13 protein-coding genes and 1 other RNA gene are annotated in these 17,367 nt (G+C 37.2%); 7 read left to right on the plus strand and 7 right to left on the minus strand.

The window, feature by feature from the left end; genetic code table 11:
* Positions 1-2 precede the first annotated feature (2 nt).
* Entirely contained in the window at positions 3-605 is a 603-nt protein-coding gene (locus D7029_RS13515; RefSeq protein WP_006533678.1) for an HD domain-containing protein, read from the plus strand.
* An 89-nt stretch (positions 606-694) separates the two neighbouring features.
* Here the strand turns inward: D7029_RS13515 and gcvP are convergent, their stop codons facing one another.
* The 7 genes from gcvP to D7029_RS13550 form a co-directional block, all read right to left on the minus strand.
* On the minus strand, positions 695-3,571 hold the full coding sequence (gcvP, locus tag D7029_RS13520; RefSeq protein ID WP_194950927.1) for an aminomethyl-transferring glycine dehydrogenase: 2,877 nt from the start codon (positions 3,569-3,571) through the stop codon (positions 695-697).
* A gap of 133 nt (positions 3,572-3,704) precedes the next feature.
* Positions 3,705-4,097, minus strand: a complete 393-nt coding sequence (gene gcvH / locus D7029_RS13525) for a glycine cleavage system protein GcvH (RefSeq protein ID WP_100159082.1) — start codon at positions 4,095-4,097, stop codon at positions 3,705-3,707.
* A 34-nt stretch (positions 4,098-4,131) separates the two neighbouring features.
* Positions 4,132-5,226, minus strand: coding sequence for a glycine cleavage system aminomethyltransferase GcvT (gene gcvT, locus D7029_RS13530; RefSeq protein WP_075670858.1), 1,095 nt, complete (start codon positions 5,224-5,226; stop codon positions 4,132-4,134).
* Positions 5,227-5,639: 413 nt separating this feature from the next.
* The gene (gene ubiI, locus D7029_RS13535; RefSeq protein ID WP_088494959.1) at positions 5,640-6,875 is read right to left on the minus strand and encodes an FAD-dependent 2-octaprenylphenol hydroxylase; all 1,236 of its coding nucleotides are present in this window, start codon (positions 6,873-6,875) and stop codon (positions 5,640-5,642) included.
* Positions 6,876-6,931: 56 nt separating this feature from the next.
* On the minus strand, positions 6,932-8,104 hold the full coding sequence (ubiH, locus tag D7029_RS13540) for a 2-octaprenyl-6-methoxyphenyl hydroxylase (protein WP_194950928.1): 1,173 nt from the start codon (positions 8,102-8,104) through the stop codon (positions 6,932-6,934).
* 13 nt (positions 8,105-8,117) lie between these two features.
* On the minus strand, positions 8,118-9,428 hold the full coding sequence (gene pepP / locus D7029_RS13545; protein WP_194950929.1) for a Xaa-Pro aminopeptidase: 1,311 nt from the start codon (positions 9,426-9,428) through the stop codon (positions 8,118-8,120).
* A 75-nt stretch (positions 9,429-9,503) separates the two neighbouring features.
* Positions 9,504-10,082 carry a YecA family protein gene (locus tag D7029_RS13550; protein ID WP_194950930.1) on the minus strand — a complete coding sequence of 193 codons (579 nt, stop codon included), beginning with the start codon at positions 10,080-10,082 and terminating at the stop codon, positions 9,504-9,506.
* A 176-nt stretch (positions 10,083-10,258) separates the two neighbouring features.
* Here D7029_RS13550 and zapA point away from each other — a divergent pair, with 176 nt between their 5' ends.
* The 6 genes from zapA to D7029_RS13580 all read left to right on the plus strand — a co-directional run bounded on the left by zapA (position 10,259) and on the right by D7029_RS13580 (position 17,297).
* Positions 10,259-10,588, plus strand: a complete 330-nt coding sequence (zapA, locus tag D7029_RS13555) for a cell division protein ZapA (protein WP_023581530.1) — start codon at positions 10,259-10,261, stop codon at positions 10,586-10,588.
* 109 nt (positions 10,589-10,697) lie between these two features.
* Positions 10,698-10,881, plus strand: a non-coding RNA gene (gene ssrS / locus D7029_RS13560) — 6S RNA.
* Between the two features lie 171 nt (positions 10,882-11,052).
* Positions 11,053-11,646, plus strand: a complete 594-nt coding sequence (locus D7029_RS13565; RefSeq protein WP_194950931.1) for a 5-formyltetrahydrofolate cyclo-ligase — start codon at positions 11,053-11,055, stop codon at positions 11,644-11,646.
* Between the two features lie 110 nt (positions 11,647-11,756).
* Positions 11,757-13,808: a peptidase domain-containing ABC transporter gene (locus tag D7029_RS13570; RefSeq protein WP_194950932.1), complete on the plus strand. Its 2,052-nt coding sequence runs from the start codon at positions 11,757-11,759 to the stop codon at positions 13,806-13,808.
* A 2-nt stretch (positions 13,809-13,810) separates the two neighbouring features.
* Entirely contained in the window at positions 13,811-15,160 is a 1,350-nt protein-coding gene (locus D7029_RS13575) for an HlyD family type I secretion periplasmic adaptor subunit (protein WP_228766689.1), read from the plus strand.
* A gap of 19 nt (positions 15,161-15,179) precedes the next feature.
* Positions 15,180-17,297, plus strand: coding sequence for a type I secretion system permease/ATPase (locus D7029_RS13580; RefSeq protein WP_228766690.1), 2,118 nt, complete (start codon positions 15,180-15,182; stop codon positions 17,295-17,297).
* Positions 17,298-17,367: the final 70 nt, after the last annotated feature.

A 17,367-nucleotide genomic window follows, 5' to 3' on the forward strand; every position in this document is an offset into this window, starting at 1 on the left:
TTATGACACAATTACCTAAAGGGGCATTTGGCCCCTTCTCTGATACGATTAACTTTATTATGGAGTTAGATAAACTAAAACGTGTTTATCGTAAAAATAATGTATTAGACAATAGTCGTTCTGAAAATACTGCAGAACATAGCTGGCACTTTGCTGTTGCAGCAATGAGTTTTCAGCCGTATGCAGGTGATATTGATATGGGACGTGCTATTCAGTTAGCACTTGTTCACGATATCGTTGAAATAGATGCTGGCGATGTGATGGTGTATGACGTTGCTGCTCGTGAAGCAATTAAAGAGCACGAGCAAAAAGCTGCAAAACGTATTTTTGCTTTATTACCTTCGCCACAAAGTGAATATTTCCTCAATTTATGGCTGGAATATGATGCAGCTGAAACACCAGAATCTCAGTTTGCCAATATTCTTGATCGCACCATGCCAATGCTGATGAATTTACATAATGAAGGTCAAAGCTGGGTTGAAAATAATATCCGCTTAGAGCAAGTATTAGCGCGTAATCTGTTTATTGAAAAACAGTGGCCAGAATTTTGGCAATATCTCTATCCTCAATTATTAGAGGCGCAGAAAAAAGGCTGGCTGAAGTAATATATTCAAGACTGAATTTGTTAATAAAAAAATACCGATGGCTAACTTAACCATCGGTATTTTATTTAGGAATATTGTTAGATTAAAGCTTATTCATAATCACTGATTGGTGCGCATGAACAATGTAAATGGCGGTCGCCATACACATCATCAAGACGTTTAACCGCTGGCCAATATTTACTTTGTTTCGTTGCTTCACTTGGGAACACCGCACATTCACGGCTATAACTATGTGACCACTCTTGCACTAATTCATATTGTGTATGAGGCGCATTAACTAATGGGTTATCGTCAATTGGCCATACACCTTTATCTACCTGTGCAATTTCAGCACGAATAGAAAGCAGAGCCTCAATAAAGCGATCAATTTCAACTTTACTTTCGGATTCTGTTGGCTCAATCATTAATGTCCCCGCAACAGGGAATGACATGGTTGGAGCGTGGAATCCATAATCAATTAGACGCTTAGCCACATCCATTTCACTGATACCGTAATTCGCTTTTAATGGACGAATATCGATAATACATTCATGTGCAACATAACCATCAGCGCCAGCATAAAGAATGTCATAGTCATTTTTCAGGCGTTGCGCGATATAGTTCGCATTTAAGATAGCCACTTGGCTTGCTTGTTTAAGCCCTTGTGCGCCCATCATACGAATATACATCCAACTAATTGGTAGTATTGAAGCGCTACCAAATTGAGCTGCAGAAACCGCGCCTTGTGTAGTGACATTTTCCATTTCAACAACAGAATGTCCCGGTACAAATGGTGCTAAGTGTGATTTCACACCAATAGGTCCCATACCTGGGCCACCACCGCCATGAGGAATACAGAAGGTTTTATGTAAGTTTAAGTGAGAAACATCAGAGCCAATAAAGCCCGGTGTGGTGATCCCCACTTGCGCATTCATATTCGCGCCATCAAGATAAACTTGTCCGCCATATTGATGAATGATCTCGCAAACTTCACGAATACCTTCTTCATAAACACCATGCGTTGATGGATATGTCACCATCACACAAGAGAGTTCAGCTTGATGTTTTTCTGCTTTAGCTTTTAAGTCCGCAATATCGATATTACCGTTATCATCACAACCGACGACAACCACTGTCATTCCTGCCATATGAGCAGAAGCAGGGTTAGTACCGTGTGCCGAACTTGGGATCAAGCAGATATGTCGCGCACCTTCTCCACGACTTTGGTGATAACGACGAATAGCTAATAAACCGGCATATTCACCTTGGGCACCTGAGTTTGGTTGCATACACATCGCATCATAACCCGTTAATGCAGCAAGCCAACTAGAGAGTTGTCCAATCATCACTTGGTAGCCTTTCGCTTGATAAGCTGGGCAGAATGGATGTAACTCTGTAAATTCAGGCCATGTGATTGGGATCATTTCAGCGGCAGCATTTAGTTTCATTGTGCATGAACCTAATGGGATCATCGCTTGATTCAATGCTAAGTCTTTATTTTCTAAACGATGCATATAGCGCATCATTTCTGTTTCACTGTGATAATGATGAAAGTTTTCATGTGTCAGCACAGTGTCTTTACGTTGCATAGAATCAGGGATTGATGCTGACGCAGAAGCCACTTGTCTATCAAGTGCATCAATATCACCAGCTAATGCTTTACCACTGATAATTTCAACAAGCTTTAATACATCTTCACGTGTTGTAATTTCGCTTAGTGTTACACCCACGGCACCCACAATATCGGTACGTAAGTTAATTTCAGCATCTTTAGCGCGTTGTAATACAGCCGCTTTATCTGCAGTATCAATCGTTAAGGTATCAAACCAAGTTTTATGGCGTAATACCATACCGTTTTGTTGTAAACCCGCTGCTAAAATATCCGTTAAACGATGAATACGTTGAGCGATGGTTTTTAATCCTTCAGGTCCATGATAAACCGCATACATAGCCGCGATATTGGCAAGTAAGACTTGGGATGTACAAATATTGGAGTTCGCTTTTTCACGACGAATATGTTGCTCACGCGTTTGCATCGCCATACGTAATGCACGATTACCCGCAGCATCACGAGAAACACCAATAATACGCCCCGGCATCGCACGTTTATATTCATCACGACAAGCAAAGAATGCCGCATGAGGTCCACCGTAACCCATTGGTACACCAAAACGTTGCGCTGAGCCTAATACGATATCAGCACCTTGATGACCCGGTGCTGTGAGTACCACCAGCGCCATTAAATCAGCGGCAACACTAGTAATAATTTTGCGTTCTTTTAGTGCTGCTAATAACTTACTGTGATCATGAACTTCGCCCGTTGTGCCGACTTGTTGTAATAGCACGCCAAAGACACCTTCGAGCTCTAATACTTTTTCAGCCTTATCAACAACCACTTCAAAACCAAAGGTATCAGCGCGGGTTCTGACAACATCTAAGGTTTGAGGGTGAATATCATCAGCAACAAAGAAACGATCCGCATTTTTTAATTTGCTTACACGTTTTGCCATTGCCATTGCTTCAGCTGCTGCCGTTGCTTCATCTAGCAGTGATGCAGAAGCGAGATCCATTCCAGTGTAATCAATTGTAACTTGTTGGAAATTCAGTAGTGATTCTAGACGACCTTGAGAAACTTCTGGCTGATACGGTGTATAAGCGGTATACCAGCCCGGATTTTCTAGTAAATTACGCAAAATCACAGGAGGTAATACAGAAGGCGCATAACCCATTCCAATGTAAGAAGTAAAACGTTTATTTTGGCTGGCGATCGCTTTCAGTTCAGCCAAGGCTTCTTGCTCTGTTGCTCCTGCACCCACATTCGGTGGTGTCTCTAATTGAATATTATCTGGAACAATTTTTTGAGTTAATTCATTTAATGAGGAGACGCCAACAGCACTGAGCATCTCTTTAATCTGTTCTGGTGATGAACCAATATGGCGACGAATAAATTCATCGCGATACTCTAACTGATTTAAAGTCTGTGTCATTGCAAGTAATTTCCTGAATTCACTATGAATGGATAGGTAAATAGCACACGGCTTAAAGCGTGTTGAGATAGTATTACGATAACAAGCTAACAAATAAAAACGCCCCGGCATTAATTTGACGGGGCGCTTCGTTTTACTCTTCGCTATCTACCAGCTCTTGATAACCTGCGGCATCAAGTAAGTCATCTAATTCGCTTTCATTATTTGCTTTAATGCGAAATAGCCAACCTTCTCCGTAAGGTGCGCTGTTTACCAGCTCTGGAGAACCATCTAACTCTTCATTTACTGCGATAATTTCACCTGATAATGGTGCATAGATATCTGATGCCGCTTTTACTGATTCCGCAACGGCACAATCATCACCAGCAGCCACTTCTCTACCCACTTCTGGTAGATCAACAAACACCATGTCACCTAATAATTCCTGTGCATGTTCAGTAATACCGATAGTGTATTCACCATTGCCTTCTGAACGTATCCACTCATGAGATTGTGCGTATTTTAATTCACTAGGTATTTGACTCATTGACCTTACTCTCCATTTAAAATTATTGTGCGTGTTATACCAATGCTTTACCTGAACGAACAAAACCAGGTTTTACCACTTCTACTGGCATCTCACGATTACGCATTAATACAATTGCGCTATCTTTTATACCTGCTGGAACTCTTGCTAATGCAATACTAAAGCCTAATGTAGGCGAAAAAGTACCACTTGTAATAATACCTTCTCTTAATTCACCTAAATCATCAGTAAAGTGTACGGCAGTACCTGCTCGCAACACACCTTTCTCTCGCATCACAAGACCAACAAGTTTATCTGTGCCTGTTGCGCGTAATTTTTCTAATGCTTCTCGACCAATAAATTGACGATCTTCCGGTGCCCATGCAATCGTCCATCCCATATTCGCTTCAAGTGGATTAATAGTTTCATCCATCTCTTGACTATAGAGGTTCATTCCCGCTTCTAAACGTAATGTATCTCTCGCACCTAATCCTGCGGGTTTAACCCCCACAGCTAATAATTTTTTCCAAAAATCGACTGCTTGCTCTTTTGGCATTGCGATTTCATAACCAGCTTCACCGGTATAGCCTGTTGTTGCAACAAACAGGTCTCCAAGCTCTACACCATAGAAAGGCTTCATAGCAGAAACAACTTGGCGTTGCGCTTCGGTTAATAAGCTTTGTACTTTTTCTTGTGCATGAGGACCTTGAACAGCGATTAATGCCAAATCGTCGCGTACAGTGATATCCACAACATAATCTGAAGCATGTTGTTCAATCCATGCCAGATCTTTTTCGCGGGTAGCAGAGTTCACAACGAGACGATAGAAAGAGTCATCAAAGTAATAAACGATAAGATCATCAATTACACCACCTGATGCATTTAGCATACCGGTATAAAGTGCCTTACCTTTTTCGGTGAGTTTAGCGATATCATTCGCTAATAAATAACGTAGAAAATCTTTAACTTGTGAGCCATGTAAGTCAACAATGGTCATATGAGAAACATCAAACATACCTGCATCACGACGTACAATATGATGTTCATCTATTTGAGAGCCATAGTGCAAGGGCATCATCCAACCATGAAAATCGACCATACGAGCACCGCAGGCTACATGCTCATCATACAACGGAGTCTGTTTTGCCATTCTTCCCTCTTTCTACTTTTACTTTAGATTATTCAGAGAACGCATTTGTTAAATATAAAATTAAACTTGATTTGAAATCATAGTGTTAATCTTAAGCTTAAGTTTATTTTTAAACATAGATTTAACAAACACGAGCAATTAACGTACAACGCAAACGATACCATCCCCTTGAACTTAGCATTGTGAGAAAAAATAAACCATAAGTTAAAATAGGGTATAGTGTCTCTTAATCATAATGTAGACATATGGGTATGCAGAACTAATGATTGCAATTATGCGTATCAGCGCTCATTTTTAGCGAGGAATTACTGAAAAAAAGGAATTAGTGCAAAGAATAGACTGAAAAAATAGATTTTTTTAGTTCTATTTCTTCAGTCAGATATAAATAAAAGTAATGTGAAATAAGCGAGGAATTAGATTTTTTCAACTGAAGTGAAATTTTTATCACTTAACCATTCAGGTAAATCAGAAAGTCCCATTGCTTGCTCAAGTAACTTAGGTTTTACCCCCGGTAAACTATCTGCTAACGAAAGGCCGATATCCCGAACCAGTTTTTTAACTGGGTTGTTGCCAGCAAAAAGTTCACGAAATCCTTGCATACTTGCCAGCATGACGGCTGCGGCATGTTTGCGACGACGCTCGAATCGTCTCAAATAGAGATATTCACCAAAATCTTTACCTTCTGCTTTTAAGCGGCGGATCTCACCGATTAACTCTGCAACATCCATAAAACCGAGGTTAACGCCTTGTCCAGCTAAAGGGTGGATAGTATGTGCAGCATCACCTAATAGTGCTAAACGAGGAGCCGCAAATTGACGAGCATAACGACCTGTTAATGGTATGGTCATGCGATCACTTATCAACTCACATTGACCTAAACGCATATCAAAGGTCACACCTAATGTGCGTTCAAATAAGGTTTTTTCTGCGTTTTTATAACTTTCAGCAAGGTTGCTTGGTAAAGACCAAACAATAGAACAAGTATGAGGATCAGAAAGCGGTAGAAACGCCAAAATGCCTTCACCATGAAAGACTTGGCGTGCAACATTATCATGAGGCTGTTCAGTACGAATAGTGCCAACTAAGGCATGATGTTCATAATCCCAAAAAGTCAGGGGAATATCTGCGTGTTTGCGTAACCATGAATTAGCACCATCGGCTCCGACAACTAATCTTGCCGTCAACATCTCACCATCATTCAGGGTAATAAATGCATCATTTTCCCCCCACACCACACGCTCAATCTGCGTTGATGAATAGAAGGTAATATCACTGTGGCTTTCACATTTTTGCCAAAGCACTTCACGAATAAGGTTATTTTCGATGATAGAGCCTAAATGGCTGAACCCTTCTTTTTGTGCTGAAAATTCAATACGACCAAAACTATCTTGATCCCAAACCTCCATACCTTGATAAGGTGCGGTTCGTAGTGCTTGTAAGTTTTCCCAAACACCTAATTTTTTCAGCAACATTTCACTGGCTGTATTAATAGCAGATACCCGTAATGAAAAATCATCCTGTGGGTGAAAAAGTTTCGTTACTGGGTGATTTTCTATTATCGCTATACGTAATCCACACCCGTGTAATCCGCTGGCTAATGCAAGCCCAACCATTCCACCACCAGCAATAACAACATCAAATGATTTCATAATAAAAGTATCCTAAAAAGCGATTATTTTAGAGCGCGCTGTTCTTTTCTGCTTGTCTAGTCTGTCCAGCCCAATGTTTGATGCGCCAATTTATCTCTCATCATTGGAAGCAATTCCATCGTCATTAACCCTAAGTTGCGAGAAATAATCAGTGGCACACAACGATTTGCAAACATTTTCACCAACCCATCGGTAATAGAGATTGTTTTTTCTCTATCTTGCTGTCGAAGTTGTTGATATTGAGAGAGTACTCGATAACTACCAATATCGGTATTGGCATTAATCGCTTGGGTGATCGTATTGGCGAGCGCCATAACATCACGTAAACCGAGGTTAAAACCTTGTCCTGCAATAGGATGAAGTGTTTGCGAGGCATTTCCAACTAACGCTAAACGATGACCAATAATTTGATTGGCTTTTTGTAGTGCTAAAGGGTAACAATTTCGCTTGCCAATATGCTCTATCTTTCCTAAACGCCAGCCAAAATCACGCTGTAAATGTGCGATAGTTGTTTCATCATCCCACTGTGAAACTTCATCCAGCTTTTCAATCGGATGGCACCACACTAATGAGCTGCGCCCTTCACTCATTGGTAACATGGCTAATGGACCAAATTCCGTAAAGCGCTCGAAAGCTTTACCTTGAGGATCGATTTGCGTTTTGACATTAGCAATCACAGCCACTTGGTTATAAGGCTCTCGTTGCCATTGAATATGGCACTGGTGACCAATAGGTGAGTTCGTACCATCAGCGGCAATCAGTAAGTCACCCGATAATTGCGTACCATCATCAAGTGTTACCTCAACAGAATCGATATTACGTTGAACTTGTTCAACTTTAGCAGGGCAATAAAGTGTGATATTAGATTGTTTTTTCAACTTGGCAAAAAGCTGACGCCCTGCATCATGTAATTCAACAACATAACCCAGTGCTGATATATCATAGTCTTGTGCATGAATATTAACAAAACCACAATGCCCTCTATCAGAGACATGAACGTGATTAATGGGGGTAACAAAAGGTTTTAATGTTGACCAAAGCCCGATTTGCTCTAACCGTTTTGCTGTTCCATGTGCTAATGCAATCGCTCTTGCATCAAACCCAGGATGCCCATTGTCAGGCTCTCTTGCTTCAATTAACGAAATTGAAATCTTACCTTTATTTAATGTAGAGAGTGCAAGTGCTAATGTCGCACCTGCCATTCCACCACCCACAATAATCACATTCATGCTGATTTTAGCCTTAAATTTTTCCTGCCATCAGAGCTTCAATTTCATCAGGATTTTTAACAACAGATGCCGTTAAATTCTCATTGCCTGTTTCCGTGATAACAATGTCATCTTCAATACGAATACCGATACCGCGATATTCTTGTGGCACGTCTGCATCTGGTGCAATGTAAAGCCCCGGTTCAATGGTCAGTACCATACCTGGTTCTAAAATACGGTCACGCTCAGTGCCATAATGACCAACATCATGAACATCAAGACCTAACCAGTGGCTTAAACTATGCATAAAGAAACGCTGATAGGCTTTTGTCTCAATAAGATGATCGATTTCACCGTGCATAATGCCCAGTTTAACCAGTCCTTCGACCATGATATACACGACATGCTCTGTGACTTCTTTGATACTTGTACCAGGTTTGTACAATTCCAAAGAAACATTGATGGATTTTAAGACGATGTCATAAATTTCGCGTTGTTGACGGCTAAATTTACCATTAACAGGGAAAGTACGGGTGATATCACCAGCATAACCTTCGTATTCACAGCCTGCATCAATGAGAACTAAATCTCCATCACGCATTTTGGTTTCATTTTCGGTGTAGTGCAGAATACAACCATTTTCACCACTGCCGACAATACTGTTATAAGAAGGGAAACGCGCACCATGAGAAACAAACTCATGTTCAATCTCACCTTGAAGTTGATATTCATACATACCCGGCTGGCATTTTTGCATCGCACGTGTATGTGCTAATGCGGTAATTTTTCCGGCTTTACGCAGTAATTCAAGTTCAAAATCAGATTTAAACAGACGTTGTTCATGAACAATTGGACGCCAATCAATAATGGTCTGTGGTGCTTTTAAGTTGCGGCGAGAGCCTCTTCTTAACGTTTCTAATGCGCTAAAGACTATCTCATCAGCAAACGCGTATTCACCTTGAGCATGATAAACAACATCTAACCCGTTTAATAATTGGTAAAGTTGTTCACCCACATCTTCATAAGGTAGTGCCTTATCAACACCCAATTTTTCAGGTGCTGCTTCTTGTCCAAGGCGACGACCAAACCAAATTTCAGCGGTTAAATCTCTAACACGATTAAAAAGTACACTATGATTATGTGTTTCATCACTTTTAATCAGCACAAGAATAGCTTCAGGCTCGCTGAAACCGGTTAGATAAAGGAAATCACTATGTTGGCGATAAGGATACTCACTATCAGCATTACGTTGCGCTGGTGGTGCGGCAAAAAAGATAGCTGCACTCGCAGGCTTCATTTGTGCTAATAATGCCTGACGACGGGATAAAAATTCTTGCTTATTCATACCCACTCCTGTCTTTCATTTATCTTTATGGTTATCTAATTAATGATGCAATTAATGATGAAATTAATGATGCAATTAATGTAAGACACGTTGCTCATTTTGTTCATCATTTCCTTTGTCTTTTGGTGCGACAAAAGTGATATAACAAAGTTGAACGGATACTTTTACATATTCACTGACTTCTTCAAGCGCATCTTCAAGTTCTTCTTGGTTTTCGTCTTCTTCGTAACCTAGCGCACCAATATTACGTAAATCAGTAATCACTTCGGTCAATTCTTTATGATCAGACAACTTAGGTTGAGCAACCCCCAGACCTAAAAGAAAATGATTAACCCACCCCGCAAGGGCATCAGCTCTTGGAAAAACAGATTCAGATTCGTCAGGTACTAACATCGAGAAATTGAACACACTGTCATCGAGCTGTTCGTAGGTGATGTGATAAAGCTCTTCAAGCGGCTCTGATAGCGTTTTAGGAAAAGCTAAACCTTCATTGGTCAGATCGTGTAATAAGGTTTTCCAACTGCTATCACGCACTGCACCGCAAATAAATCCTGTGATCAAACCATGCATTTCAGCCGCGGTTAAAGGTACTGTATGTTGCTGTAATAGTGCATCAATAGTTTGATAATTCGGTAATGTGTTCTGTTTTGACATAAGAATAAACGTCGCATTTAGGGGAATAGTTCAAGATATGCTACCATCAATAGAAGTCGCTGTACCAGTTAAGCCATGTTAATCATTGGAATTTTTGCAGTAATAGCGTTTAATACAGCGTTATAACCGTATACACTACTAAACACGTAGCACAGATTTTATGTCAGGAAGGAATCATGTCCGCACAACCCGTTGATCTTCAAATTTTTGGGCGTTCATTACGTGTCAATTGCCCACCAGAACAAAGAGATGCTTTACTGGCTTCTGCTGCTGAACTGGAACAACGATTACAAGATCTCAAAGAACGCAGTGGTGTTTCCAATACAGAGCACTTAATTTTTATCGTGGCATTAAATATGAGTCATGAGTTGGCAGAAGAAAAGTTAAAAACCAGAGACTATGCCTACAACATGGAAGAGAAAATAAAAATGCTACAACAATCCATTGAACAAGCTTTACACGATCAAGGCAAGCACCATGATCGCACTTTTTCAACTGCGAAGTAGATTTGTTCAGAAAGCATGCGTACACCACGAAATTCACAGATAATAGGTTGCTTTCTACAATTAAAATAATACAATAGTTCATAGATAAGGTGCTTAGCGCACCCACCAAATTTCTCTGAGATGTTTGCCAGCGGGCCAGTCCCCTGAGCCGATATTCGAAACACATAGAACGTGGTGATCTGTTGCTTGTGAGCATACCCGATTCGTTCAGGCAGCCTAATGGCAGCAACACTATGTTCACCTTGGACCATGGGTTCAAGGGTTACAGCTTGCGGCGGCATCTTGGAGACCTCCTACTAAAGTTCTAAACACTAAGTATTTTATAACTACTTAATGTTTAGAACTTTTTTTATGCCTTCATTCTCATATCTTCAACTTCTTCGCTTTCTTACCTCTAAAGTGTGATAAATTGATTAAAATGATGGTTTCTACTTAATACCAACCGCTTATTGATGGATTGATGAATGACGCACACTTCACTTTTTCAACAAAGAGATGAGATCCGCAAAGCTATTCGCCAAAAACGTCGTTTACTCACATTAGAAGAGCAACAACAAGCAGCTGATAAATTATGCGAGCAAGTTCTTGCTCATCCTAAAATTAAACAAGCACAGACTATTGCACTGTTTCTTTCTTTTGATGGTGAAATTGATACATCACCTTTGATCTCCCAGTTATGGACATTAAATAAACAAGTTTGCTTACCCGTATTACACCCATTTCATCGCCATCATCTCCTTTTCTTACGTTACACACCCTCGACTCCGTTAGTAAAAAATCGCTTTAATATTTCTGAACCTCCTTTAAATGTGAACATGGTTATTCCCATCTCTAATATTGATATTATCTTTACACCATTAGTCGCTTTTGATGCACAAGGTCAACGATTAGGTATGGGAGGCGGTTTTTACGATAGGACGTTAGAAAACTGGCAACAAAAATCATTTTACCCAATGGGGCTTGCTCACACTTGCCAACAAGTTGATTCTCTCCCTACCGCTGATTGGGATGTTCCATTACCTGAAATTATTACTCCTGAAAAAAGATGGTGTTTTTAAACTATTCTATTTTTTAGTATCAATAGTTATCTGTGTTTTTTTATATTTTTTATAAAAAAAACACTCTTAAATACCTTTTATATTCCCTCTATAAAAAGGTATTTACTCTAATGAATAATAAAGACATTCATTTAATTAAATGCATTAACATTATTATCAGCCTAATTGAAAATAAAGAAATAAAAACAGAACACAATCACACAGTAAATTCATTAGAAAAAGAGCACAACTTTAAATTAAAGAAAATAAAAAAATCAACTTTATTAAAAAAACAAATAAACCATAAGTTAATTATTATAGATAACAATGAAAATTCATTTATTTTACTAAAAAACAATAACAACAACATTCTTATTTATAACACTCAAACAGATAAAACAGAAACTATTAGTAGAGATAGTTTATTTAAAATGAAAACCATCTATTACCTTGATTTCAAATCAAATAATGAATTCAGCATTGCTTGGTTTTTCCCTGTATTTAAAAAACATAAAACCATTTTTTATGGTATTTTGTTTTATTCATTAGTTTTGCAATTATTACTATTGGCAACTCCGTTAGTTACACAAATTATTATGGATAAGATAATTGTTCATCAAGCCCTATTAACACTTGATTTATTAGTTATTACTTTGGTTTTTATTGCTATTTATGAAGGTGTACTAAAAGGAATTAGAGAGTACATCTATCACCACACAGCAAATAAAATTGATATCACTCTAAGCTTAAAACTGACCGAACATTTATTTAGATTACCGATTAGTTATTTTAAATCTCGGCAAACTGGTGCCATTGTCGCTCGAGTAAAAGAATTAGATATTATTAGAGAATTTATTACTAATACGTTATTGATGCTAATTGTCGATTTTTCTTTTATCTTTATATTTATCGTTGCAATGGCAATATTTTCGTTAAAACTCACTTTATTTTTTATTACCACGATCCCTTTTTACTTTATTTTAGCTAAATTTCTCGCACCTAAAATAGAGCTTGCTGTTCAACAGCTTTATCAAAAAGCGGCAATTAATACTGGATTTCTTACCGAAAGTTTAGGGGGGATTGAAACAATTAAAAGCCTTTCGCTTGAGCCTCGATTTACACAACAGTGGTATACACAAATTCATCAGGTCACCTCTAAAAGCTTATCACTTCAAAATATTGATAATTTCTCGCGCTTTATTGTGTTATTTCTTAATAAAACAACGATGGCATTACTGTTATGGCTAGGTGCCTATGAAGTCATTTCTCTTTCGATAACAATAGGTCAACTTATTGCGTTCATGATGCTCCTTAGATTCTGTTTACAACCCTTTGCAACGGCAATTGATGTTTGGGGTAAATATATCAGAACAAAAAACGCTATCTATAACTTACAAGATATTCTTAATCTTCCTAAAGAGCAGGATACTGCAACACGGCAATCCAATATCAAAGGTGAAATTACCTTTAATAAGGTGAGTTTTTATTATCAAAGCAATACTCCTGTTATTTTAAATAATATTTCATTACATATTAAAAAACATGAAGTTATTGGTATTGTTGGTACTTCAGGCTCGGGGAAAAGCACCTTAGTGCGAATGATTTCAGGTCTTTATATTCCACAATCAGGCTGTATAAAAATTGACGGTATTCCTCTTACACAGTTTCATTTAACTAACCTACGCCAACAAATCGGTTTTGTATTACAAGAGAACTTTTTATTTAACTTAAGTATTTTTGATAACATTCGATTAACTCATCAACATGCTTCTTTAGAAGAAGTTATTCACGTTGCCAAAATAGCAGGTGCTCACGAATTTATTTTAAAGCTTCCCTTAGGATATGACACGCTTATTACAGAAGGAGGAACATCATTATCAGGAGGTCAACGCCAACGTATTGCGATTGCCAGAGCCTTATTATCCTCACCTAAAATTCTAATTTTCGATGAAGCCACCAGCGCTTTAGATGATAACTCCCAAGCCATAATTCAAAATAACCTCCCCCTTATTGCTAAAGATAAAACCGTTATTATCATTGCTCATCGCCTTTCAACTATTCGAAATTGTTCTCGTATTATTGTGTTAAATAAAGGGCAAATTATTGAAGATGGAAACCATAAAGAATTAATTGCAAACAGTGGTTATTACAAAAAACTTTGGCAACTTCAACAAGGATGTTGAAAATGAAACTAAATATATCCTCTATTTTTCAGCGTAAAGATAAAGCAAAAAATTATGATTTTTACCCTAACCATATCGCTCTTATCGAAAAACCCATCACACCTTATAGTCGTTATATTGCAATACTTATTTCATTAAATGTTATTGTCTTTCTTCTATGGGCTTATTTCGGTAAATTGAATATACAATCCCCGGCAACAGGTAAACTTATTGCTATTGGACATTCTCAACTTATTCAAATATATGAACATAGTCGATTAGCAACACTCCATGTAAAGGAAGGACAAAAAGTCAATCAAGGCGATATATTACTAACACTTGATATATTAGGTATTGATGAAGAAATAATAGGAATAAGAAAAAAAATTGATAATATTTTACAGTTTAAAATACGCTATCAAACATTAAGCCAAGAAACATCGCCTCAAAAGCTTTATCATTTTAATACGTTAGATAAAAAAGCAAAAAGAAATGTTTTAATTAGTTATCAAAAAGAAAAGGAAGAATTTGATAGTAATATAAAAGTAATCGAGACAGAAATTGAAGTAAATAATAAAAATCAATTAATGACTCACAATGATTTATTATCATTAAAAGCATTAAAAGAAAACATTGAACAACGATTCACATTGAAAAAAACACTGTATATAAAAAAATTTATTAGTAAGATAGAGTATCTAGAAAATCAAAAAGAGTTACTAGAAATAAACAGACTGATAAAAACGAAAGATTCAGAATATAACCTATTAAAAAGCCAAGAAGAACAGAAAAAGCAAAATCTAAATCAATTAGAGAAACAAAAATATCTAGAATGGCATGATAAATATAAACAGTATGAAAGTGAATTGATTATTTACAATCAAAATCTTAGCCATCTTCAAAAGAAACAACAACTAAAAAAAGTACGCTCTCCCATAACAGGTACAGTTCAACAAATTTCAACTCATACACTAGGTAGCGTATTACAACCATCACAAGGTGTGATGATAATAGTACCTGATAACCAAGATAATATTGCAGAAGTTAATTTGCTCAATAAAGATATTGGTTTTGTTCATCTAGGACAAAAAGCAATGATAAAAATAGATGCTTTTCCTTATACACGCTATGGCACCATTGAAGGCGAAGTTATTAATATTGCTAAAGATGCTGTTCAGCACGATCAATTAGGCTTAGTTTATCCCGCAACTATTAGATTAAACAGACAGACAATTAAAAATAGCCAAAGGGAATATCGACTCATTCCGGGTATGTCTTTAACTGCCGAAATAATCACTGAACAACGTCGTGTCATTGATTATATTTTAAGCCCAATAGAAGCTTATCGTCATAATGCACTCACTGAAAAATAAAAATAAGATCCCTTATATTATGGAAAATATAACTAATATGGAAGAAAACCAATATCACCACTCTATTATTGATGGATTACTTTATTTTTCTAAAAAAGGCAGAGGAAATATAAAAAAAGAACAGATCATTCATTTTCTTGGTTGTGACAACCATCTTAATAAGTGGAATATTTTTGAATCAGCTAAATTACTCAATTTAAAATGTCAATTTGATATATTGGATTATGACAAAAAAAACAGCGCTATGATTAGCACAATTATCGAAATAGATAAGCATTGGTATATCTTAAAGGAGATAAAAAAGGAAAAACTTATTGTTTTTGATCCTAAGAATAGTATTGAAATTGAGTTTATTATTGATAAAAAAAAGGAGATTAATACACTATTACTTATTACTAAAGAGCCTTCACCATTATCAGCTAAGTTTAATTTTCGCTGGTTTATTCCTTCTCTATTAAGACAAAAAAACGCATTGCTTTTTATCTTTATTTTAGTTTGTTGCTGTCAACTATTTGCATTAGTCAGTCCTTTAATTTTTGAAATTATGATTGATAAAGTGCTAACAGGAAGGGATCTATCTAACCTACATCTTTTGGGTTATTTATTGATTCTGATTGCTATTACCGAACCCCTCTATCTTTATTTGCGCGATAAGCTATATGTTTTTATTTCTTGTCAGTTAAGTGCTGAACTTTCAGGAAAAGTATTCCAACATCTTATCCGCTTGCCTAGTCATTTTTTTAATCAACGCCAATCAGGGCAAATCATTACTCGTATTCAAGAGCTTTCACATATTCGACAATTTATTACTAGCTCTGCATTTATGCTATTGCTTGATCTGATTTTTATTATCGTATTTATTTCTGTCATGTTCATGTATTCGTCACTTTTAACATGGATAACCTTAGGTGCATTAACACTCTATTTTCTGCTTTGGCTTATTTGTGGTCCTTTTATTCGCTATTGGGTTGAGCAGGAATATCAAGCTAATGCGGATAATACCAGTCTACTAACAGAAGCAATAAACGGTATCGAAACCATAAAAATAACAGCAACAGAAAATAAATTTATAGAAAGATGGCAATACAAACTTACAGATCATATTAATAAGCGTTTCTCTGGTGCTAAAAAAGCGTTATTTGCACAACAGCTTATCTCTATCATCCATAAAATCGCGATAGCCACTATTTTATGGCAAGGCGTTAATTTAATTATCAAAGCACAAATGAGTGTAGGTGAGCTTATTGCTTTTAATCTTTTTGCTGCACATATTACACAGCCTATTTTACGCTTAGCGCAATGCTGGCAAGATTTTCAGCAAGCAACCATTTCTTTACGTCGTGTTGGCGATATTTTAAACACACCTACCGAGCATCAATCTTATGGAACAGCAACCGTTCCTAAAATCAAAGGAAGCATTGTTTTTTCAAATGTTTATTTCCGTTACGCCAATAACACACCAGATATCATAGAAGCACTCTCTTTATCTATTCCTGCCGGTAAGTTTATTGGTATTACAGGTCGTTCTGGTTCAGGAAAGAGCACTCTTACACGTTTGATCCAACGCCTTTATACTCCTCAACAAGGACAAATTTATATTGATGGAATGGATCTCGCTATCGCCGATCCGCTCTCTTTACGCCAAAGTATTAGTCTCGTTTTACAAGAGAGTTATTTATTTAGTGGCTCGATTATTGAGAATATTCGTTTATCAAAACCCAGTGCGAGTGAAAGAGAGATAATAGAAGCTTCTCAACTTGCAGGCGCTTTAGACTTTATTGAGCAACTCCCTTTAGGTTTTAACACTCAAGTTGGAGAAAGAGGTCACAACTTATCAGGAGGACAGCGTCAACGTATTGCGCTTGCTAGAGCCTTGTTAACCGATCCGCGTATTCTTATTTTAGATGAAGCAACATCAGCATTAGATTACAGATCAGAAGCACAAATTTTAGCGAACTTACCTCAGATTTGTAAAAACAGAACCGTAATTAGTATTGCACATCGTCTAAATACATTAGTGCATTCAGATTATATCTATGTAATAGATAAAGGTAGGGTATTAGAAGAAGGGACACATACTCATTTAATAGAAAATCGAGCACTCTATTACCAATTATGGCAGCAACAAATTCAATAATTAAAATTTAATAAAGATTTAATAAAAACAAAAAAGGCTCGATATTTCGAGCCTTCAATATATTACCGAT

The sequence above is a fragment of the Proteus vulgaris genome (genome assembly GCF_016647575.1).
In the GTDB taxonomy this organism is placed as follows: domain Bacteria; phylum Pseudomonadota; class Gammaproteobacteria; order Enterobacterales; family Enterobacteriaceae; genus Proteus; species Proteus mirabilis_B.

Coding starts and splice junctions, on each gene's coding strand:
- gcvT (WP_075670858.1), bottom strand. CDS start 5,226: ATGGCAAAACAGACTCCGTTGTATGATGAGCATGTAGCCTGCGGTGCT.
- gcvP (WP_194950927.1), bottom strand. CDS start 3,571: ATGACACAGACTTTAAATCAGTTAGAGTATCGCGATGAATTTATTCGT.
- gcvH (WP_100159082.1), bottom strand. CDS start 4,097: ATGAGTCAAATACCTAGTGAATTAAAATACGCACAATCTCATGAGTGG.
- zapA (WP_023581530.1), top strand. CDS start 10,259: ATGTCCGCACAACCCGTTGATCTTCAAATTTTTGGGCGTTCATTACGT.
- D7029_RS13570 (WP_194950932.1), top strand. CDS start 11,757: ATGAATAATAAAGACATTCATTTAATTAAATGCATTAACATTATTATC.
- D7029_RS13550 (WP_194950930.1), bottom strand. CDS start 10,082: ATGTCAAAACAGAACACATTACCGAATTATCAAACTATTGATGCACTA.
- pepP (WP_194950929.1), bottom strand. CDS start 9,428: ATGAATAAGCAAGAATTTTTATCCCGTCGTCAGGCATTATTAGCACAA.
- D7029_RS13575 (WP_228766689.1), top strand. CDS start 13,811: ATGAAACTAAATATATCCTCTATTTTTCAGCGTAAAGATAAAGCAAAA.
- D7029_RS13580 (WP_228766690.1), top strand. CDS start 15,180: ATGGAAAATATAACTAATATGGAAGAAAACCAATATCACCACTCTATT.
- D7029_RS13515 (WP_006533678.1), top strand. CDS start 3: ATGACACAATTACCTAAAGGGGCATTTGGCCCCTTCTCTGATACGATT.
- ubiH (WP_194950928.1), bottom strand. CDS start 8,104: ATGAATGTGATTATTGTGGGTGGTGGAATGGCAGGTGCGACATTAGCA.
- ubiI (WP_088494959.1), bottom strand. CDS start 6,875: ATGAAATCATTTGATGTTGTTATTGCTGGTGGTGGAATGGTTGGGCTT.
- D7029_RS13565 (WP_194950931.1), top strand. CDS start 11,053: ATGACGCACACTTCACTTTTTCAACAAAGAGATGAGATCCGCAAAGCT.